Here is a 19,881-nt window from a genome sequence, read left to right on the forward strand (position 1 = left end):
GCAACCGCCTTACGCCAAGACGGTCACCCGCTCGCGGCGCATCGCGGCGGCGAGGGCAGCGACATCGTCGAGCACGGTGGCGATCAGCGCGGCGGAGGCTTTGCCCTGATCGTCGAGCCCGGCGGCCATGCGGTCGATCAGGGCGGAGGCGACCACCGCGCCATCGGCGTGGCGGGCCACGATCGCGGCTTGTTCGGGGGTGCGCACGCCGAAGCCGACCGCGATGGGCAGGGTGGTCGCCGCGCGCAGGCGCGGGATGTCGCGCGCGAGGTCGGCGGCGGAGGCGGTGCGCGTGCCGGTGATGCCGGTGATCGACACGTAATACACGAAGCCCGAGGAGTCGTTCAGCACCACCGGCAGGCGCGCATCCGAGGTCGTTGGGGCGACCAGGCGGATCAGGTCGAGCCCGTTCGCCCGCACGTCCGCCAGCATCAGGTCGGTCTCCTCGGTCGGCAGATCGACCACGATCAACCCATCCACGCCCGCACCGGCGGCATCGGCGGTGAAGCGTGCGACGCCGTAGGACAGGATCGGGTTGAGGTAGCCCATCAGCACGAGCGGCACGGTGTCGTTCGTGGTGCGGAACTCGCGCACCAGGCCGAGCGTGCCGGCGACGGTGGCGCCCCCTGACAAGGCGCGGCGGCCGGCCTGCTGAATGGTCGGGCCATCGGCCATCGGGTCGGTGAAGGGCATGCCGATTTCAATGATGTCCGCGCCGCGCGCCGCCATGCCGGCGAGCAGGGCGGCCGATGTCGCGCGATCGGGGTCGAACGCTTCGACGAAGGTGATGAGCGCGGCACGATCTTCGGATTTCAGCCGCGCGAAGGTGGCGGCGATCCGGTTCACAATTGTGCTCCAAGATGCTTTGCGACCGTGAAAATATCCTTGTCGCCCCGCCCGCACAGATTCATCAGGATGATCTGCGACGGGTCCATCGCCGGCGCGATTTTCGCGACATGCGCGAGCGCGTGGGCCGGTTCCAGCGCGGGGATAATGCCCTCGGTCGCGCAGCAGAGCTGGAACGCCTCCAACGCCTCGTCATCGGTGACGGCGACATATTCCACCCGGCCGATGTCGTGCAGATGCGAATGCTCGGGCCCGATGCCGGGATAGTCGAGCCCGGCGGAGATCGAATGGGCTTCGAGGATCTGGCCATCGGCGTCCTGCAACAGATAGGTGCGGTTGCCGTGCAGCACGCCGGGCCGGCCGCGCGAGAGCGAGGCGGCGTGTTCGCCGGAATCGAGGCCGCGCCCGGCGGCTTCGACGCCAATGAGTTTCACCGCGTCATCGAGCATCGGGTGGAACAGGCCGATCGCGTTGGAACCCCCGCCGATCGCCGCGATCGCGACATCCGGCAGGCGGCCCTCGGCCTCGATCATCTGGGCGCGCGCCTCGGTGCCGATCACGGACTGGAAATCGCGCACCATGGCGGGGTAGGGGTGCGGACCGGCGGCGGTGCCGATGATGTAGAATGTATCGCGCACGTTCGCGACCCAGTCGCGCATCGCATCGTTCATCGCATCCTTGAGCGTGGCGGCACCGGAGGTGACGGGCACCACCTCGGCGCCGAGCAGCTTCATGCGGAACACGTTGGGCTGCTGGCGCTCGACATCGACGGCGCCCATGTAGATCACGCAGGGCAGGCCGAACAGAGCGGCCACGGTCGCGGTCGCCACACCATGCTGCCCGGCGCCGGTTTCCGCGATGATCCGCGTCTTGCCCATGCGCCTGGCCAGCAGGATCTGGCCGATGCAATTGTTGATCTTGTGCGCGCCGGTGTGGTTCAGCTCATCGCGCTTGAAATAGATTTTGGCCCCGCCGAGTTTGCGGGTCAGCCGCTCGGCGAACCACAGCGGGCTCGGCCGGCCGACGTAATGCTTCATGTAGTAGTCGAATTCGGTCTGAAACGCCGGATCGCGCTTGGCTTCCTCGTAAGCCGATTCCAGCTCCAGGATCAGCGGCATCAGCGTCTCGGCGACGAACCGTCCGCCGAACGCGCCGAAGCGGCCGCGTTCATCAGGCAGGTTGCGCAGGGAATTCGGGATCGGTTTGTTCATGGCGGCTCTCCAATGAAGCGGAGATAGCCGATATGACGATCCGGTGAAACCGGGCGGGGCGCTATTTATCGCCTGCGGCGGCGATCAAGGCATCGTCCAGTGCTGCGGCGCGCTGGGCGGCGGGCCGTGCAGCCAGACGCTGGGCATAGGCCTCGAACGCCGGGCGTTTTTCGATCGTGCCGAACATCAGGCCGAAGGCGATCTGCGAGCCGACATAGACATCCGCCGCCGAAAACTGATCGCCCAGAATGAAGTCACCCTGCCCGACCGCCTGCTCCAGCGCGTCCATCACGGTGGCGTAACTGCCATAGCCGATCGACATTTCGCGCCCGGCCGGCACTTCGAAGCCGAATGCCTTGTTGGTCACCGCCGCCTCATAGGGGCCGGCCGCGAAAAACATCCAGCGGAAATAAGGGCCGCGCCGAGGGTCGCGGAGCGGCGGTGCCAATCCGGCCTCGGGAAACGCATCCGCGAGGTAGGCACAGATCGCCGCGGTTTCTGTGACGATCGTATCGCCGTGCTGCACCGCGGGGACTTTGCCCATCGGGTTGATCGCAAGGTAGTGCGACGATTTCATCGCACCTTTGTAGTCGAGCAGTTCGGCCCGGTAGGGCTGACCGACCTCCTCGAGCATCCAGCGGGCGATGCGCCCGCGCGACATGGGGTTAGTGTAGAGGATCAGATCGCTCATGTTTCCAACTCGCTGTCCCAATACAGGAAATCGCGCCAACTTTCGTGCAGGAAATTCGGTGGAAACGCCCGGCCGCGATCCTGCAATTCCCAGCTGTTCGGCCGGCGCGGCGTTTCATACGGGAACATCTTGCACTCGCGTGGCAGTTTCGAGCCCTTGCGCAGATTGCAAGCCCCGCAGGCAGTGACCACGTTTTCCCACGTCGTGCGGCCGCCGCGCGCGCGCGGGATCACGTGGTCGAACGTCAGATCCGGCGCGGGCAGCCGATCGTTGCAATACTGGCAGGTAAACCCGTCGCGCAGGAACACGTTGAACCGGGTGAACGCCGGCTGGCGCATCGAGGGCACGAAATCCTTCAGCGCGATCACCGAGGGCAGCTTCATCGATAGCGAGACGGAATGCACCTCGTGCTCGTATTCGGAGAGGACCGAAACACGATCGAGGAATACCGCTTTCACGGCGTCCTGCCAGGCCCAGAGCGATAATGGAAAATAGGAGAGCGGACGAAAATCCGCATTCAACACAAGAGCGGGAAAATTCTGCCCGCCGTCAGGCATCAGGCGCACCACACGGCACGGCGGCCGGACTGAACAGGTCCCAGAACGGGGACCAACGCTTGAGGGCGTTCCGGAAATCGAATCGCCAGATGTCGTGGCAGGCCGAATTCATCCGCGCTTTATGACAAAGACCGGCCAGACCCGCAAGCCGAAGCCGATGGCACAAAACCCTTGTCATCAAACTTAAACACCGGTGGCGAAGCCTTTCTGCAACGCCAGCGCGCCGGCCGAGAGTCCGGAATCCTCGATACCGTGCGCCAGCCTCGGCACATAGAGCGCCTGCACCGGCACGTCGTTCGCGCGCAGCACCGCCTCGGCGTCACGCGAGCGTGATACCGGCACGACCTGATCCTCGATGCCATGGACCAGCAGGACCGGCGGGCGGCCGGTGAGGTCGTGCGCGAGCGAGTCCGGGTCGATCAGCGCGCCGGAAAACGCGAGAATCGCGCGCGGCGGCACGGCGCGGCGCAGACCGGTGAACAGCACGGTCATCGCCCCCTGGCTGAAACCCATCAGCGCATAGGCATCGGGCGGCAGGCCCAGGCGTGACAGTTCGGCATCAAGAAACGCATCGACCGCCACCCGCGCGCGCCTGACGCCGGCCGCAAGCCTGGCGGGATCGCGGTCGCCGATGTCGAACCACTGCCTTCCGTGCGGCGCCATGGCGAAGGGTTCGGGCGCGTGTGGCGAAACGAAGGCCGCCTCCGGCGCGGCCTTCGCCCAATAGGGCGCCAGATCGATCAGATCGTTGCCGTCGGCACCGACGCCGTGGCACAGCACGATGAGTTGCTTCGCGGCGCCCGCGGCCGGTCCCCACCGCGGTCCATCCAATACGGCCATCCTGATCCCTCTTTGACTTTCATCCCGAGCGTATCATCCTGCCCGGCGATGTCCATGACCACGCGCTTCGCCCCCAGCCCGACCGGGTATCTGCACCTCGGCCATGCCGCGGCCGCCTTGATCGGCTACGGGCATGCGCGGGCCACCGGCGGGCGGTTTCTGCTGCGAATCGAGGACATCGATACCGCGCGCTGCCGGGCTTGCTATACCGAAGCGATCCTCGCGGATCTCGCCTGGCTCGGTCTCGAGTGGGATGGCGCACCGCGCATCCAGTCCGCGCATTTCGCTGCCTATCGCGCCGCACTCGATCAACTCGCGGCGATGGGCCTGCTGTATCCGTGTTTCTGCTCGCGCGCCGAGATTGCCGCCGCCCTTGGAGCGCCGCACGGCGCGGGCGCGGTCTATCCCGGCACCTGCCGTCACCTCGATCCCGCATTTGCCGCCGACCGCATGGCGCGCGGCGATGCCTATGCGCTGCGCCTGCGCACCGATGCCGCGCTCAGCCAAACCGGTCCCGTGCGCTATCACGAGGCGGGCGAGGGCTGGATCAGCGGCGATGCGGCGGCGTGCGGTGATATCGTGCTCGCCCGCAAGGATGCGCCGTGCAGCTATCATTTGTGCGTCACGCATGACGATGCGCTGCAGGGCGTAACTCTGGTGACGCGCGGCGCCGATCTGCGGGACACCACGCCGATCCAGGTGGTGCTGCAACGCCTGTTCGGCTGGCCAACGCCGGGCTACGCCCATCACGCGCTGCTGACCGATGCCGCCGGCCGGCGCCTGGCCAAGCGCGATCGTGCCGCCACGCTGCGCGACCTGCGGGATGGCGGTGTAACCCCCGAACAGGTCCGAAAAATCATCTCTTGCCGGATCGGGAATATCGCCTCACTCTCATGACATGACATCGCGCAAAACCCTGCCCCTGCTGACGCTCGTCTCTCTCGGCCTCGCCTGCGCTGCACCCGCTTATGCCGCACCGGCGCCGCCGGCGATCGCGAAACTCGCGCGGGCGGCCCTGCCCGCGGTGGTCGATGTCGAAAGCATCGACCCGATGAAAGCCAAGCCCGGCAGCGGCGCGGCCAGCAAGCCGGGCGATGGCGGGTTTCACAAGACCGCGACCGACAAGGCCGACAGCCACAGCCTGATCGTGCCGCCGCGCGCCGAACAGGCGCTCGGCACCGGGTTTTTCATCAGCCCGGATGGGTATATCGTCACCAATCATCACGTCATCGCCGGTGCCAGCGAAATCAAGGTGACGCTGCATGACGGCCGGATTTTCACCGCCAAGCTCGTCGGCGCCGACAAAAAGGCCGATCTCGCCGTGTTGAAAATCGACACCGGCAAGCCCGACCCCTATCTGACCTTCGGCGACAGCGGCAAGCTCGATCTGGGCGACTGGGTGGTTGCGATCGGCAATCCGTTCGGCCTCGGGTTTTCGGTCTCGGCCGGCGTGGTCAGCGCGCTGCATCGCGATATCGGCTCCGGCCCCTATGACAATTTCATCCAGACCGATGCCGCGATCAACCGCGGCAATTCGGGCGGCCCGATGCTTGATGCCGCAGGCCATGTCGTCGGCGTCGATTCGGCGATCTATTCACCGTCCGGCGGCTCGGTCGGCATCGGCTTCGCCATCCCCTCCAGCATGGTCAAGCCGGTCGCCCTCTCGCTGATCGCGCATGGCTCGATGACACGCGGCTGGGCCGGGCTGCGGGTGGAGCATGTCTCGGCCGACATGCAACGCGCGTGGCATCTTAAAACGGGCGATGGCGTCGTGGTCGGCGGCGTGGTCGCCCACGGGCCCGCGGCCGGCAAACTCGCACCGGCCGACGTGATCACCCGCGTCAACGGCAACCCGATCGATACGGTCCACGCCTTCAAGGTCGCTCTGGCCGAAATCCCGGCCGGCCAGACCGCGCGGCTGCGGTACCGGAACGATGGTCATGTGCACGACGCGACCATCACCATCGCCGTGCCGCCGAAACAGGCCACACCCAGCGCCAAGCCGAAACCCGTACCCGCGGCCACGGCGCCGAAACCCGATATGATCACCGCCCTCGGCATCGGCGTCATGACCCATCCCGGTGCCCAGGGCGTCATCGTCGTCTCGGTCGATAAAAACGGCGCCGCCGCCCATGCCGGATTGCAGGCCGATACGCTGATCGAAGCGGTCGGCCCGGATTTCGTCACCTCACCCAAGGCGCTGAACGATCGGCTGGCGCATAAACACGCGGTGGCCCTGCTGGTCGATGGGCCGGATGGATCGTCTTGGATTTCGGTGGCGCTGGATCATGCGGCCAAGGCACACTGAAACTTCGGGTTGGATAGGAAGGTCAGGCAAGGGCTTCTTTTTTGTAAAAAAGAAGCAAAAAACTTTTTGACTCGGAGACGCTGTGGATGGGTCACGGTTGTGAACGGGTCGCCTTGCGCTTGACGGTCTTCAGCGAAGCACCCGTGCGTCCAATCCTGGCCCCTGTTTCATGTCTGCGAAGCCCGACCGAGCCCATACCCCAATTCAAAAAAGAAGGACTTCCCTGACTTTCTGACCGATCCTCACCCCGCCTTGGCCGTCAACCCGGCCGCCTCGATCCCGGCAATCGCGCAGGCCTCGTCGTTATCGGAGGTATCGCCCGAAATCCCGACCGCGCCGATGATGTCGCCCCCGGCATCGATCACCAGCACGCCGCCCGGCACGGGCACCATGCGGCCCTGGGTGGCGGCGGCGAGGCCGGTGACGAAGCCGGCGCCGCCGGCGGTCCAGCGGTCGAACAGCACGCGCGAACCGGCCCCGATGGCGAGACCGCCCCAGGCCTTGCCGGTGGCGATTTCGACCCGGCCGATGCCCGAGCGATCCTCCCGCGCGAGCGCAACCATATGGCCGCCGGCGTCGAGCACCACCACGGTCAGCGGTGCGAGGTTGAGCGCGCGCCCTTTGGCGCGGGCGGCGGCGAGGATGGTTTCGGCGGTGGCGAGGGTGAGCTTGGTCATCGATCGAGTCCTGTCAGTGATAGCGATGTCATGAATGCCGGGGGTTAAACGCACGAAACCCGGCTCAGTTCAACGGGGGCAGGTCGATCCAGGAGAGATGCCCGCCCTTGCCGGCGCCGGTGTCCATGAACATCGCCTCGCCGCCGAGCGCACCGGTCAGGCGCAGCGGGCGGCCATCCGTGCTGCGTTGGTCGTGGCCGCAATATACCGTGATGCCCGGCGGAATCCGGTCGACCCAGGTGAGCAGGCGTTCGGGCTTGCCGGCGCCGGTGACGCGGCCGGTGGTCTGGCCGAACAGGGCGCGGGCGAGCAGGCGGCCGGCGCGGCCCGGCGGCAGCGGCGGGGCCGGTTCGGTGAGCATCGCGGGGTGAAACCCGCCGTGGACGCAGAGGCCGTTGTGCAGGGTCAGCCACGCCGGTGCGCGGCTGATTTCGGCCAGGGTGCGCGCGGCGGTCGCCGCATCGAGCGCGGCCAACGTGGCGGCAAGGCCGGGGCCGCGCTGCACCGCATCGCCCCGCAGCGCGCGGGCCAGTTTGAAATCATGATTGCCGAGCAGGAACAGGCCACGCCCCGCATCGATCAGCTCGAACATCAGATGCAGGGCACCCGGCGTGTCCGGCCCGTCATCGACCAGATCGCCGAGCTGGATGATAAACCGGTCGGTCGCCGCCGCCGCCGCGAAGCCTTTGGCATCACCATGGACATCACCGACGATGCGCAGGCCGATGCCCCGGGGAATACGGCCGGGCGGCGTCATGCCCGTGCCGCGATGGCGGCGCGCAGATCCTGCTGGGCGGCACGGTCGATCGGAAAGCGGCGCATGATCAGCGCGGCGACGATTTTCAGCGCGGATGGGATGCCGCAGTAGAGCACCATCAGGGCGGCGTCCTGCATCGCATCGTTGCCGCCATGGGTCGAGAACCCGACCAGCCCGAGCAGCGGAAACGCGAGACCCGGTGCGAGCGCGTTGCCCGCCTTCTGCGCCATGGTGGCGGCCGCGAAATAGATGCCGGCGCGCTGCTCGCCGCTCGCCGCTTCATCGACATCGACGACATCGGCCTGGATCGCGGGCGGAATGGTGAAATCCGCTCCCAGCCCGGCGCCGGTGAACACGCTGATGATGCCGAACAGGATCAGCACATGCGGCACGTGCAGGATCGCCGGGACGAAGGCGAAGGCGATGCCGGACATCGCCATCGCCGCCGCCCAGGTCTGATGCTTGCCGATCCGCGCCGCGCATTTCAGCCAGACCGGCACCGAGATCACGCCCGCCGCGAAATAGACCAGCAGCAGCGGCCCCGATGCCGCGGGCGCGTGCAGGATCTGGTCGAACACGATCAGGATCAGCGCGGCCGGCAGCCCGTTCGCCAGACCGTTCACCGCCCAGGCCAAAATCAAACGGCGGAACGGGAGGTTCGAGGCGACCAGTTTCAGGGTTGGCCCGAGCCCGGCGGGCGTGCTGCGCCGCGTCGGCAGCTTGTCGGGCACCAGCAGCAGCGCGAACAGCACGAAGGGTGTCGCGAGCCCGATGGTCAGCAGCGACAGCAGATGCGCCTGGCCGACATGCGTGGTGATGCCGAGGGCGACCGGCGCGATCGCGGACAGCAGGATGCCGACGATGGTGCCGCCCTCCCGCAGCGAGGTGATGCGCTGGCGCTCGGTATAGTCGTCCGACAATTCAGCCCCCCACGCCCAATAGGGCAGGGATAGCGCGGTCCAGCCCCAGGTGACCAGGGCGTAGAACACGAACAGCCAGAGCGCGCCGGCGCCGTGCGGCGGAAAGAACAGGCCGACCGCGCCGATCGCCGCCACCGGCATCGCCACCGCCATGAACGGTTTGCGCCGGCCGAACCGGCTGTGCGACAGATCGGAACACCGGCCGATCGCGGGATCGACGACGACATCGAAAATCCGCACCAGCGTGAGAACGAACCCCACGGTCGCGAGGTTCATGTGCATCGATCCGGCCCAGAAATCCGGCAGGATCACCAGCAGCGGCAGGCCGAGCATCGCCAGCGGCAGCGCCGGGGCCGCGTAGATCAGCCTGGTGCGGAGGCTGAGGCGAGAATTCGGCAATCAGCCTCGCGCGATCACGAACTGCCCCACATCGGTCCAGCCGGCGCGGAACCCGGCCTCGCAATAGGCCAGATAATATTCCCACAGCCGCTTGAACCGCATGTCGTACTGGCGCGACATCGCGCCGATCTGCGGCCACGCGGCCTGGAATGCCTGCTGCCAGCGCGCCAGGGTTTCGGCATAGTCCTGACCGAACCAGAAACTCTCGCGCAGCTTTAAACCGGCGCGGGCGATTTCCTGACCGAACCTTGTGGGCGAGGGCAGCATGCCGCCGGGGAAGACGTAGCGCTGGATGAAATCCGCACTCGAGCGATAATCGTCGAAATACCGATCCGCGATGGTGATCACCTGCAGCCCGGCAAGCCCGCCCTGGTTCAGGCGTTCGCGCACGCAGTCGAAATAGGTCGGCCAGTATTGTTCGCCGACCGCCTCGAACATCTCGATCGAGGCGATCCGGTCGAAGGTTTCCGTCACGTCGCGATAATCCTGCAGCCGCAGCGTGACGCGGTTGACGAGCCCGGCGCGGGCGATGCGCGCCTCGCCATATTCGAGCTGCTCGCGCGACAGGGTGATGCCGGTGACATTGGCGCCATAGTCGCGCGCCGCGATCTCGGCGAAACCGCCCCAGCCGCAGCCGATTTCGAGCACGTTCATCCCCTCGCTCAGGCCGAGCGCACGGCAGAGGCGGTGGATTTTCCGCTCCTGTGCCGCGGCCAGGCCGGAATCGCCGGTTTCGAACACGGCAGCTGAATAGGTCATGGTTTCATCAAGCCATGATGCATAGAAATCGTTGCCAAGGTCATAATGCTCGGCGATATTCCGCCGCGCGCCCTTGCGGGTGTTCGGCCGCAATTTATGCGCGACATAGCTGACCGCGCGCGCCCACAGCTTGCCGCGCAGCATGTCTTCCCACGCCGCCTCGTTCACCGTGCCCGAGCGCAGCACGTCGATCAGGTTCGGGCTGTCCCACCAGCCTTCCAGATACGCCTCGGCGAGACCGAGGCTGCCGCCGAGCAGCAGTTTCGCGATCATCCGTGCATCGCGCACCACCATCGTCGCGTTCGGCCCCGGTTCGGTGCCGGCGAAATGATGCACCGAGCCATCCGGCAGGATGACCTCGATCGTACCGGCCTTGATCATCCGGGCGATCCCGAGCCCCAGCCGCAGCCGGCGATCGCGCGGCAGGGCGGGGTTGGAGAGGGTGGTGGCGTCGTTCATACGGCGTCTCCTCGGACGATTGTCGGGTGAGAGTCTTTCGGTTCGCGATGAAACCGCGCGCCGCGCGCCAGGGTCTTGATCGCCTCCCAATGGATCGCCGCGATCACCTTGACCGTCATCAGCGGCATCCGCGCCAGCTGGCCGAGCAGGGCACGATCGGTCGCCGGCATCGCATCGAGCGCCATGACCGCAGTCATGCGCCGGCTTTCCGCACCGTAGCGGATGCTCATGCGAAACCGCCGTTCGAGCCGGGTGAAGGTGAAATCATACTGGCCCCGCATGTCGAACAGCGGCGATACATGCATCGCCTTGGCGACCCGCTGGCGGATCGGCCCCGATGCGGTCGTGACGGGAATGAGGTAGCCGACCTGATCGCCGAACGTGTTCTTCACCTGGTGCAGCACGGCACCCAGCCTGCCATCCGCATCGGCGCAGAAATAAAAGGAAATCGGGTTGAATGCATAACCGAGTATACGGGGAATCGTCATGAAACGGATGCGCGCGCCGAACGCCGCCAGCCCGTTTTCCGCCAGCGCCGCCTCGACCCAGGGGCGCAGGGGGCTGCCGTCGCGCGGGCCGTGGTCGCGGTCGTTGATGCCGATCAACCCCGGCCGGTTGTGCCGGAAAACAGCGCTCCGCCGCGCCAGACCATCGAGATCATCCAGATCGAGCGCGAGCATCCACAGCCGGTAGGCGAATTTACGGTGCGGCGTGGTGTAGCGCACATGGCCGACCGATCCGGCATAGAGGGTCGCACCGCTCATGCCGCGCGCTGCTCGGCGGCCGGATGCCAGGGAATGCCGAGCCCGAGCGCCCGGGCGATCCGCACCGCCGAGGCGATGCCATCCTCATGAAACCCCCAGCCGGTCCAGGCCCCCGCGAACCACAGCCGATCGACGCCCTGGATCTGCGGCAGCGCCGCCTGCGCCGCCATCGCCGCCGTGTCGAACACCGGATGCATGTAGTCGCGCCGCACCAGCACCTCGGCCGGATCGGGCGGGATCAGCGGGTTCAGGCTGACCAGCAGGGGTTTCGACGTCTTCATGCCCTGCAACGCGTTCATCCAATACGTCACGCTGATCGCCTGGCCATGATCGGCCGCATCGCGCGAGAGGTAATTCCACGCCGACCACACGGCCTTGCGCCGCGGCATCAGCGCAGCATCGGTATGCAGGACGGCGGTATTCGCCTGAAACCGCACGGCGCCGAGCAGGGCGCGTTCATCGGCCGTGGGTCGTTCGATCATCGCGAGCGCCTGATCCGCGTGGCAGGCGAGCACCACCTGATCGAACCATGCCGTATCATGATCGGTGCTGACGCTGACCCGATCGGCCAGACGGCTGACGCGGCGCACCGGTGCTGCCGCGCGCACCCTGGCACCGAGTGCCGCGCGCAGCTTCGTGACATAGTGGCGCGATCCGCCGGTCACGGTGCGCCATTGCGGCCGGTCGTTGATGGTCAGCAGCCCGTGATTATGAAAGAACCGCACGAAATGCCGCGCCGGAAACGCCCGCATGCCGGCGACCGACGCCGACCAGATCGCCGCCCCCATCGGCAGGATATGATCCTCGGTGAAACCGGCGCTGTAGCGGTTCCGATCGAGGTAATCGCCGAGCGTTTCGGTGGTCTCGCTGGTCAGCAGCGCGGGCGCCTCGCGGTTGAAGCGCAGAATGTCCTGGATCATCCGCCAGAAGCGCGGCCGCAGCAGATTGGCCTTCTGGGCGAACAACTGGCCGAGGTTCGAACCGCCGTATTCCAGCGCGCCATCGCCGATCGAGACACCGAACGACATGTCGGTGTCATGCGTCGCAACACCGAGTTGCCTGAAAAATCCTTCGAGATTGGGATAGTTCCGATCGTTCAGCACGATGAACCCGGTATCGACCGCAACCTCCGCGCCATCGAGCGTGACCACTTGGGTATCGGCATGCCCGCCCAGCCGCGCCTCGGCCTCGTAGAGCACCACGTCGAACGCATCGCGCGCGAGCCATGCCATCGCCATCCCGGCGATGCCGGCGCCGATCACCGCGAGTTTTGGTTTTTCACTGCTCATGCCGCCGATTTTCCAATCGTCTTGAACGCCGCGAGCGCCCGCTCGCGCCCCGCCTTGAGGTCGATGATCGGGCGCGGATATGTTTTGCCGAGCATGACGCCGGCGCCGCGCAGCACGGGCTCCGGAGCCTCCCACGGCGCGTGCAGCGCGCGATCGGGCAGGCGTGCGAGTTCGGGCACGAAGCGGCGGACATAGGCACCGTCCGGGTCGAATTTCTCACCTTGCAGCACCGGGTTGAAGATCCTGAAATAGGGTGCCGCATCCGCACCGCACCCGGCCACCCATTGCCATGAGGCGGCGTTGGACGCGGCATCGGCATCGACCAGACAATCCCAGAACCACGCCTCGCCCGCCTGCCAGGGGACCAGCAGATGCTTGACCAGGAAGGAGGCGGTGATCATCCGCACCCGGTTGTGCATCCAGCCGGTCTGCCAGAGTTGGCGCATCCCGGCATCGACGATCGGAATACCGGTCACGCCGCGCTGCCAGGCGCGCAGATCATCCGGGGCGTCGCGCCAGGGCATCGCCGCGAACTGGTCTTTCATCGGCACCGCATCGAGCGTCTCGTTGTGCCAGAGCAGATAGGCGGCGAACTCGCGCCAGATCAGCTCCTTGAGAAATATGTGCTTGCCGTCAGCGCGTCTGGCCGCCACCGTATCGGCCGCGCGCCAGACCGCATCGATCGCGATCTCGCCCCAATGCAGGTGCGGCGAGAGCATCGAGGTGCCGGTCTCGCCCGGCAGGTTGCGCCGGCGATCGTAGTCCTCGAGCCCCTCGTGCAGAAAATGCGCGAGCCGCTGCTGTGCGCCGGCCTCGCCCGGTTGCCAGGTGTCGCGCAACCCGCCCGCCCAATCAGGCGCGCGGGGCAATAATTGCCAGTCCTCTAGCGCATCGCTGGCGATAGCGCCAACGCTCGCAATCCGCGCGGGCGGCGCAATCGGCCCGCGCGGCGCGAACGCTTCGAAACACGCGCGCGAGAATGGGGTATAGACGCCGTAGACGCCATCCGATTTCGTCCGGATCTGTTCGGGGCCGAACATCAGCGCCGAACGATGCCGCTGAAAGCCGATGCCGCGCGCCTTCAACGCGGCCGCCACATCGCGATCGACCCGGCGCAGCCAGGGCTCATGCGCCCGCCCGGCATGCACCGTCGCCGCACCGATCGATCCGGCGAGCTCCTCGATGACCGCCACCGAATCGCCCCGCCGCAGCACCAGTTCCGCGCCACGCGCCGCACAATCGCGCGCCAGCGCCGCGAGCGAGTGATGCAGCCACCAGAGCGACGCCCCGCCCCAGCCGGCGGCGGGATCGAGCACGAACACCAGCACGACTTCGCCCGCATCGAGCCCCGCTGCTAACGCGGGGTTATCGGCCAGCCGTAAATCGTTGCGCAGCCAGACAATGCTCTTCGCCATCATGCCGCCTTGGCCGCATGCGCGAGCGGAAACGCGAACACCCGCTCCCGGCTCAGCAGAAACACCTGCCCGCCGCGCGGGAACAGCGCGCGGATCGGCGCGGCCGTGACCTCCAACCCGCCGGTATAGGCGCCGAACGAGGGCAGCAGCACGCGGTGCTGATCGGTGACGAAACAGGGCCGCGCGATCGCGCCCGCCCGTGTCGCGATTCGCGCCTTGGGATGAAAATGCCCGGAAAACTCGATTTGCCCGGCCTCCAGCGCTGCGGCCTGATGGCGAAACACGCAGGCCTCGTCACGCAGCATTGTGGCACCACCCATCGCCTGATCGTGATTGCCCGCGATCCACACGAACCGGTGCGCCGCCTCGAACCGTGCCAGCCGCGCCGCATCCTCGGCCGCCAGACGCGCCTCGCCCTGATCGTCGTGAAACGAATCGCCGAGCGCAATCACCACATCTGGCGCGTAGCGGCGCAGCAGCAGGGCCAGCCGGTCCAGCGTCGCGCGCGTGTCATACGGCGGCACCAGCGCACCGCGCGCGGCGCTGAACGAGGCTTTTTCCAGATGCAGATCGGCAAGGATCAACGCCCGGCGCGCGGGCCAGAACACCGCCCCGGCGGGGTCGAGCATGAAACGATGGCCGGCACGGTGAATCGGGGCAGCATTCATGACTGCCTCCATTCCATATTGTGCCGTGTCACGCCAGATGGACACTCGATGCGATATCACCCGCGAACCCGGCTTCGGCGAGCAGGGCTTCGGCTTCGGCTTCGGCCAGCAACGCATCCTCCGCCTCGCCGCCGCGGATCTGCTCGCGGCCGATCTCCAGGAGCACCGGCACGGCGAGCGGCGAGACACGCTTGAGCCGCCGGTGCGTGATCCGCCCGCGCGCGCGGGCCAGCATGCCGGCGATCCGCGCCAGATCGACCAGCCCATGGGCGGCATCGGCCCTTGTCGCGCGGAGCAGGATATGGGTGGGATCGTGTTTGCGGAGCACATCGTAAATCAGATCGGTATTGATACTGACTTGTCTACGGCTGCGCTCGCCGCCCGGATGCGTCCGCTCGATCAATCCCGCAATGACCGCGACGTTGCGGAAGCTGCGTTTGAGCATCGTGCTTTCCGCCATCCAGGCTTCGAGATCATCGCCCAGCATGTCTTCCTCGAACAGCCGGGCGATGTCGTGCGGTTCGCGGGCGCACCACACGCCGAGCACGTAATCGGTCGCAACGAAGCCGAGCGGCTGGTCACCGAACCGCTCCAACCGCCGGGTGATCAGCATGCCGAGCGCCTGATGCGCCTGGCGCCCCTCGAAACAATAGGCGACGATGTACCAGCGGCCGCCGCGCGGAAACGTCTCGACCAGCAGATCGTCCGGCGCCGGCAGGGATGATCGCCACGCCTGCAGTTCCAGCCATTCGCGCACCTGATCCGGAAAATGCCGCCATTGCGCCGGCTCGTGCAGCATGGCCCGCACCCGGTTGGCGAGGTTGGTGCTGAGCGGCATCCGCCCGCCGACATAGGTGGGTATTTTCGGCTCGCCGGTGCCGCCATCCGCCGCCATCACGGTGGTTTCGCGAATGCCCTGAAACACCAGCCGCCGGCCCGCGAATAAAAACGTATCGCCCGGGCTCATCATTGTGACGAAATATTCCTCGATCTCACCGAGCGTGATGCCGCCGCCGCGCCCGCCGCCCAACCGCACCTTCAGCACCGGCGCCTCGACGATGGTGCCGATGTTCATGCGGAACTGCCGCATGATGCGCGCGTGGCGCACATGCAGGAACCCTTCGGAATCACGGAACAATTTTCGGTAGCGCTCATAGACCGCGAGCGCGTAGCCGCCATCTTCGACATAGCGAACCACATCGTCGAAATCGCGCCGCGCGAGCAGGGCATAGGGTGCGGCGCGGCAGACCTCGGCATATAATTGATCGGGGTGGAACGGGGCCGCACAAGCGCAACCCAGCACATGCTGGGCCAGCACATCGAGCGCGCCCGGCCGCGGCGGATCGCCGTCGAGATCAAGCGCCGCCACCCCTTCGATCGCGGCGGCGCATTCCAGCACTTCGAACCGGTTGGCCGGCACCAGCAGCGCGCGCGAAGCCTCATCGAGCCGGTGATTGGCCCGGCCCAGCCGCTGCATCAGCCGCGACACGCCCTTGGGGGCGGCAACCTGGATCACCTGATCGACCGCCGCCCAATCGATCCCGAGATCGAGCGAGGAAGTCGCCACCACCGCGCGCAGCCGTCCCGCTGCCATCGCCGCCTCCACCTTGCGGCGCTGGTTCACATCGAGACTGCCGTGATGCAGCGCGATCGGCAGGGTTTCGTCATTGTGCCGCCACAGCGCCTCGAACATCAATTCCGCCTGCGCGCGGGTGTTGACGAACACGATGGTCATGCGCGCACCGCGAATTTGCTGCAAAATCGCCTCGGCCGCCATCAACCCCATGTGACCGGACCACGGCATCCGCCCCGGCGCGATCAACAGGCCGATCTCGGGTGGTGCGCCGGCCTCGCCCAGCACCAATTGCGTCGCACCGCCGACACCGTCGGGCGAAAGCCAGTCCCGCATCGCGCCCGGATGCGCGACGGTGGCGGACAGGCCGATCCGCAGCGCCGCCGGCGCCAGCGCGTGCAGCCGCGCGAGGCCGAGCGCCAGTTGATCGCCGCGCTTGGTGCCGGCGAGCGCGTGGATCTCATCGATCACGATCACCGCGAGATCGGCGAAATAATCCGCCGCCTCGGGCTGGTACAACAGCAAGGCGAGGCTTTCCGGGGTGGTCAGCAGAATATGCGGCGGATCGCTGCGCTGGCGGGTCCGCCGGTTCGCCGGCGTGTCGCCGGTGCGGGTCTCGACGCGGATCGGCAGCGCCATCTCGGCGATCGGCGCTTCGAGGTTGCGCGCGATGTCGGTGGCCAGCGCCTTCAGCGGGCTGATGTAGATCGTGTGCAAGCGCGGCCGGGGATCATCGGCCAGGGCGATCAAACTGGGCAGGAATCCGGCCAGCGTCTTGCCGCCGCCGGTCGGCGCGATCAACAACGCATTCTCACCCGCGGCCACCGCCCCGAGCACCGCAAGCTGATGCGGCCGCACCTGCCAACCCCGCGCTGCAAACCAGTCACCGAACTGCGCCGGCAGCGATGTTTTGCTTTTGTTCACGATTTGCAGTCTAATCACCCTGGTTATTTTCGCAATCACCGTCCATCTGCACGCTGTGGCACCGCACCCCGAAACCTGGCTCCAACCGCGCCCCGAAGGCCTGTTCTGCCTCCCCGGCGGCTTTTTCATCGATGCGACGCGCGCGGTCGATCGCGCGATCATCACCCATGGCCATGCCGATCACGCCCGCCCCGGTCACCACCACGTGCTGGCGAGCGCCGAGACACTCGCGATCATGCGGGCGCGGATGGGCGAGGGCAGGGCGGGCATCACCCAGCAGGCGCTGGCGAGCGGCGAGGTGTTGCGGATCGGCGATGTCGATGTCGGCCTGGTGCCGGCCGGCCATGTGCTCGGCTCGTGCCAGGTGGTGATGACCTATCAGGGCAGCCGCGCCGTGGTGTCCGGCGATTACAAGCGCCGCGCCGACCCCACCTGCGCGGGTTTCGTGCCGGTCGCGTGCGACGTGTTCGTCACCGAGGCGACGTTCGGCCTGCCGGTGTTCCGCCATCCCGACACCGACAAGGAAATCGCCAAGCTGCTACACTCGATGAGCGTATTTCCCGAACGGCCGCATCTGATCGGCGCCTACGGTCTCGGCAAATCGCAGCGCATGGTCGCCCTGCTGCGCGCCGCCGGCTACGACGCGCCCATCTACCTGCACGGGGCATTGGCGAAACTATGCGATTTGTACGGCGAACTCGGCATTGATCTGGGCGATCTCCGCCCGGCCACGGTGGCCGACAAAGCCGCACTGCGCGGTGCCGTGGTGATCGCGCCGCCCTCCGCCGTCGCGGATCGCTGGGCCCGCCGGCTGGACGATCCGGTGGTCGCGGTCGCTTCGGGCTGGATGCGCGTGCGCCAGCGCGCCAAGGCGAGCGGGGTGGAACTGCCCCTGATCATCTCCGATCACGCCGATTGGGACGAGTTGCTGGCCACCGTGATCGACGTGCAGGCCCCGGAAATCTGGGTCACGCACGGCAACGAGGCCGCGCTGATCTACCAGCTCGGTCTGATGGGACGGCGCGGGCGGGCGCTGAGTTTGATCGGGTATGGCGATGAGGGGGATGATGCGTGAACGATAGGAAGGGGAGGAAGGACTTCTTTTTTGTAAAAAAGAAGCAAAAAACTTTTGTTAATTTGGGGCACGGGTGGTTTCACCGGCATGGGCTCTATGAATCAAAGTTTTTTTGCTTCTTTTTGTTCACAGAAAGAAGTCTTCCCCTTTCCTTGCCTTCGCCCTGATGAAGCCCTTCGCCGACCTCCTGGAGCGCCTGCTCTACACCCAGGGCCGCAACGCCAAAATCGCGCTATTGGCCGATTACTTCGGCACGCGCCCCGACCCCGAACGCGGCTACGCCCTGGCCGCAATCGCCGGCAAACTCGATTTTCCGGGTGCCAAACCAGCGGTGCTACGCGCCTTGGTCGCAACCCGCGTCGATCCGGAATTATTTGCGCTCTCCTACGATTATGTCGGCGATCTGGCCGAGGCGATCGCGCTGATCTGGCCAAAAGCGGCGATCGAGGCGCCGCCGGAACTACCCGCGGTGGTCGACCAGCTTCGCCAGACCCCGCGCGAGGCGATCCCGGCGCTCATCGCCACCTGGCTGGATGCCAGCGATGTTTCGACCCGCATCGCGCTGATCAAGCTGATCACAGGGGGTCTCAGGGTCGGCGCGTCGCTGCGGCTGGCCAAGCTCGCGCTCGCACAACGCTTTGAGGTCGAGGTCGATCAGATCGAGGAGATCTGGCATGGGCTGCTGGCACCCTATCCCACGCTGTTCGACTGGCTTGAACGCCGCACCGCCCGGCCCGATCCCGGCACCACGCCGGTGTTCCGCCCGCCGATGCTCGCCCACCCGATCGAGGAGGCCGACCGCGCGAGCCTCGACTGGTCTTCCTATCGGGCGGAATGGAAATGGGACGGTATCCGCGTTCAACTGGTCGCAACCCCGGGCGGCAAGCGGCTGTATTCGCGCGGGGCGGACGATATCTCAGCGAGTTTTCCGGAAATCCTCGCCGCGATGGACTTCACCGCGGTGCTCGATGGGGAATTGCTGGTGATCCGCGATGGCGTTGTCGCGCCGTTTGCCGATCTGCAGCAACGGCTCAACCGCAAGATGGTCAGCGCCAGGGCGCGGGCGGAATATCCGGTCGCCGTGCGGCTCTATGACATGCTGTTCGACGGTGCCACCGATCTGCGCGGACTGCCGTTCGATCAGCGCCGTGGCCGGCTTGAAGCCTGGTTTACCGCGACCAGACCGGCGCGGATGGATCTTTCGGAGCAGATCAATTTTGAAACCGAGGCCGACCTCGCGGCCCTGCGCGCCACCGCGCGTGACGACGGCATCGAGGGGCTGATGCTCAAGGCCGCCGCGAGCCCTTATCTGGCCGGGCGGCCGAAAGGCCATTGGTGGAAATGGAAACGCGACCCGCTCAGCCTCGACTGTGTGCTGATGTATGCCCAGCGCGGCCACGGCAGGCGAAGCTCGTTCTATTCCGATTACACGTTCGGCGTCTGGACCGAGGATGGCCGGCTGGTGCCGATCGGCAAGGCGTATTCCGGCTACACCGATGCAGAATTGCTGGTGCTGGATAAATGGATCCGCGCCCACACCGTTGCCACCTACGGGCCGGTGCGCGAGGTGGAACCTGGCATCGTGCTCGAAATCGGCTTCGATGCCGCCCAGCGTTCAAGCCGGCATAAATCGGGCATCGCGCTGCGGTTTCCCCGCATTTTGCGGTTGCGCCTCGACAAGCCCGTTGCCGAGGCGGACCGGCTGGAAACCGCGACGCGGTTGATCGGCGCCGCCGCGGTCTGAGCCGG

Annotated in this window: 18 protein-coding genes; 4 read left to right on the forward strand and 14 right to left on the reverse strand. The window is 66.7% G+C overall.

Annotated elements, in window-relative coordinates:
• Positions 1-9 precede the first annotated feature (9 nt).
• The 5 genes from trpA to AruPA_RS05065 form a co-directional block, all read right to left on the reverse strand.
• On the reverse strand, positions 10-846 hold the full coding sequence (gene trpA, locus AruPA_RS05045) for a tryptophan synthase subunit alpha (protein ID WP_265635552.1): 837 nt from the start codon (positions 844-846) through the stop codon (positions 10-12).
• The gene (trpB, locus tag AruPA_RS05050; protein ID WP_265635553.1) at positions 843-2,057 is read right to left on the reverse strand and encodes a tryptophan synthase subunit beta; all 1,215 of its coding nucleotides are present in this window, start codon (positions 2,055-2,057) and stop codon (positions 843-845) included. Before trpB ends, trpA begins: the two co-directional genes overlap by 4 nt.
• Before the next feature lie 61 nt (positions 2,058-2,118).
• Positions 2,119-2,748, reverse strand: coding sequence for a glutathione S-transferase family protein (locus AruPA_RS05055; RefSeq protein ID WP_265635554.1), 630 nt, complete (start codon positions 2,746-2,748; stop codon positions 2,119-2,121).
• The gene (locus tag AruPA_RS05060; RefSeq protein ID WP_265635555.1) at positions 2,745-3,305 is read right to left on the reverse strand and encodes an HNH endonuclease; all 561 of its coding nucleotides are present in this window, start codon (positions 3,303-3,305) and stop codon (positions 2,745-2,747) included. Before AruPA_RS05060 ends, AruPA_RS05055 begins: the two co-directional genes overlap by 4 nt.
• Before the next feature lie 183 nt (positions 3,306-3,488).
• A complete protein-coding gene (locus AruPA_RS05065; protein ID WP_265635556.1) occupies positions 3,489-4,145 on the reverse strand; it encodes an alpha/beta hydrolase in 657 nt (218 codons plus the stop codon).
• Positions 4,146-4,193: 48 nt separating this feature from the next.
• On the opposite strand from AruPA_RS05065, the gene gluQRS reads away from it, so the two are divergent.
• Both gluQRS and AruPA_RS05075 read left to right on the forward strand, forming a co-directional pair.
• Positions 4,194-5,042, forward strand: a complete 849-nt coding sequence (gluQRS, locus tag AruPA_RS05070) for a tRNA glutamyl-Q(34) synthetase GluQRS (protein WP_265635557.1) — start codon at positions 4,194-4,196, stop codon at positions 5,040-5,042.
• 1 nt (position 5,043) lies between these two features.
• Positions 5,044-6,453 (forward strand): trypsin-like peptidase domain-containing protein, encoded by a 1,410-nt coding sequence (locus AruPA_RS05075; protein ID WP_265635558.1) that lies wholly within the window; start codon positions 5,044-5,046, stop codon positions 6,451-6,453.
• A gap of 242 nt (positions 6,454-6,695) precedes the next feature.
• Here the strand turns inward: AruPA_RS05075 and AruPA_RS05080 are convergent, their stop codons facing one another.
• The 9 genes from AruPA_RS05080 to AruPA_RS05120 all read right to left on the reverse strand — a co-directional run bounded on the left by AruPA_RS05080 (position 6,696) and on the right by AruPA_RS05120 (position 17,057).
• Positions 6,696-7,130: a heme-binding protein gene (locus tag AruPA_RS05080; protein ID WP_265635559.1), complete on the reverse strand. Its 435-nt coding sequence runs from the start codon at positions 7,128-7,130 to the stop codon at positions 6,696-6,698.
• Positions 7,131-7,194: 64 nt separating this feature from the next.
• Entirely contained in the window at positions 7,195-7,887 is a 693-nt protein-coding gene (locus tag AruPA_RS05085) for a metallophosphoesterase (protein ID WP_265635560.1), read from the reverse strand.
• Positions 7,884-9,206, reverse strand: a complete 1,323-nt coding sequence (locus AruPA_RS05090; RefSeq protein ID WP_265635561.1) for an MFS transporter — start codon at positions 9,204-9,206, stop codon at positions 7,884-7,886. Before AruPA_RS05090 ends, AruPA_RS05085 begins: the two co-directional genes overlap by 4 nt.
• A complete protein-coding gene (locus tag AruPA_RS05095; protein ID WP_265635562.1) occupies positions 9,207-10,424 on the reverse strand; it encodes a cyclopropane-fatty-acyl-phospholipid synthase family protein in 1,218 nt (405 codons plus the stop codon).
• On the reverse strand, positions 10,421-11,188 hold the full coding sequence (locus AruPA_RS05100; RefSeq protein ID WP_265635563.1) for a DUF1365 domain-containing protein: 768 nt from the start codon (positions 11,186-11,188) through the stop codon (positions 10,421-10,423). Before AruPA_RS05100 ends, AruPA_RS05095 begins: the two co-directional genes overlap by 4 nt.
• A complete protein-coding gene (locus tag AruPA_RS05105) occupies positions 11,185-12,477 on the reverse strand; it encodes an NAD(P)/FAD-dependent oxidoreductase (RefSeq protein WP_265635564.1) in 1,293 nt (430 codons plus the stop codon). Before AruPA_RS05105 ends, AruPA_RS05100 begins: the two co-directional genes overlap by 4 nt.
• Positions 12,474-13,892, reverse strand: a complete 1,419-nt coding sequence (locus AruPA_RS05110) for a deoxyribodipyrimidine photo-lyase (protein WP_265635565.1) — start codon at positions 13,890-13,892, stop codon at positions 12,474-12,476. Before AruPA_RS05110 ends, AruPA_RS05105 begins: the two co-directional genes overlap by 4 nt.
• A complete protein-coding gene (gene pdeM, locus AruPA_RS05115; RefSeq protein ID WP_265635566.1) occupies positions 13,892-14,560 on the reverse strand; it encodes a ligase-associated DNA damage response endonuclease PdeM in 669 nt (222 codons plus the stop codon). The genes AruPA_RS05110 and pdeM overlap by 1 nt, the downstream gene beginning before the upstream one ends.
• Positions 14,561-14,588: 28 nt before the next feature.
• The gene (locus AruPA_RS05120; RefSeq protein WP_265635567.1) at positions 14,589-17,057 is read right to left on the reverse strand and encodes a ligase-associated DNA damage response DEXH box helicase; all 2,469 of its coding nucleotides are present in this window, start codon (positions 17,055-17,057) and stop codon (positions 14,589-14,591) included.
• 55 nt (positions 17,058-17,112) lie between these two features.
• Between AruPA_RS05120 and AruPA_RS05125 the strand changes: the two genes are divergently transcribed.
• Positions 17,113-18,132: a ligase-associated DNA damage response exonuclease gene (locus AruPA_RS05125; RefSeq protein ID WP_265635568.1), complete on the forward strand. Its 1,020-nt coding sequence runs from the start codon at positions 17,113-17,115 to the stop codon at positions 18,130-18,132.
• 166 nt (positions 18,133-18,298) lie between these two features.
• On the forward strand, positions 18,299-19,876 hold the full coding sequence (locus tag AruPA_RS05130) for a cisplatin damage response ATP-dependent DNA ligase (protein WP_265635569.1): 1,578 nt from the start codon (positions 18,299-18,301) through the stop codon (positions 19,874-19,876).
• Positions 19,877-19,881 lie beyond the last annotated feature (5 nt).

It is taken from the genome of Acidiphilium sp. PA (genome assembly GCF_026191915.1).
Classification (GTDB): Bacteria; Pseudomonadota; Alphaproteobacteria; order Acetobacterales; family Acetobacteraceae; genus Acidiphilium.

What these genes read in the sequence shown, in the direction of transcription:
- AruPA_RS05075 (WP_265635558.1), top strand. Translation starts at nt 5,044, where the DNA reads ATGACATCGCGCAAAACCCTGCCCCTGCTGACGCTCGTCTCTCTCGGC.
- AruPA_RS05065 (WP_265635556.1), bottom strand. Translation starts at nt 4,145, where the DNA reads ATGGCCGTATTGGATGGACCGCGGTGGGGACCGGCCGCGGGCGCCGCG.
- AruPA_RS05055 (WP_265635554.1), bottom strand. Translation starts at nt 2,748, where the DNA reads ATGAGCGATCTGATCCTCTACACTAACCCCATGTCGCGCGGGCGCATC.
- AruPA_RS05110 (WP_265635565.1), bottom strand. Translation starts at nt 13,892, where the DNA reads ATGGCGAAGAGCATTGTCTGGCTGCGCAACGATTTACGGCTGGCCGAT.
- AruPA_RS05085 (WP_265635560.1), bottom strand. Translation starts at nt 7,887, where the DNA reads ATGACGCCGCCCGGCCGTATTCCCCGGGGCATCGGCCTGCGCATCGTC.
- gluQRS (WP_265635557.1), top strand. Translation starts at nt 4,194, where the DNA reads ATGTCCATGACCACGCGCTTCGCCCCCAGCCCGACCGGGTATCTGCAC.
- AruPA_RS05100 (WP_265635563.1), bottom strand. Translation starts at nt 11,188, where the DNA reads ATGAGCGGTGCGACCCTCTATGCCGGATCGGTCGGCCATGTGCGCTAC.
- trpB (WP_265635553.1), bottom strand. Translation starts at nt 2,057, where the DNA reads ATGAACAAACCGATCCCGAATTCCCTGCGCAACCTGCCTGATGAACGC.
- AruPA_RS05060 (WP_265635555.1), bottom strand. Translation starts at nt 3,305, where the DNA reads ATGCCTGACGGCGGGCAGAATTTTCCCGCTCTTGTGTTGAATGCGGAT.
- pdeM (WP_265635566.1), bottom strand. Translation starts at nt 14,560, where the DNA reads ATGAATGCTGCCCCGATTCACCGTGCCGGCCATCGTTTCATGCTCGAC.
- AruPA_RS05095 (WP_265635562.1), bottom strand. Translation starts at nt 10,424, where the DNA reads ATGAACGACGCCACCACCCTCTCCAACCCCGCCCTGCCGCGCGATCGC.
- AruPA_RS05130 (WP_265635569.1), top strand. Translation starts at nt 18,299, where the DNA reads ATGAAGCCCTTCGCCGACCTCCTGGAGCGCCTGCTCTACACCCAGGGC.
- AruPA_RS05080 (WP_265635559.1), bottom strand. Translation starts at nt 7,130, where the DNA reads ATGACCAAGCTCACCCTCGCCACCGCCGAAACCATCCTCGCCGCCGCC.
- AruPA_RS05105 (WP_265635564.1), bottom strand. Translation starts at nt 12,477, where the DNA reads ATGAGCAGTGAAAAACCAAAACTCGCGGTGATCGGCGCCGGCATCGCC.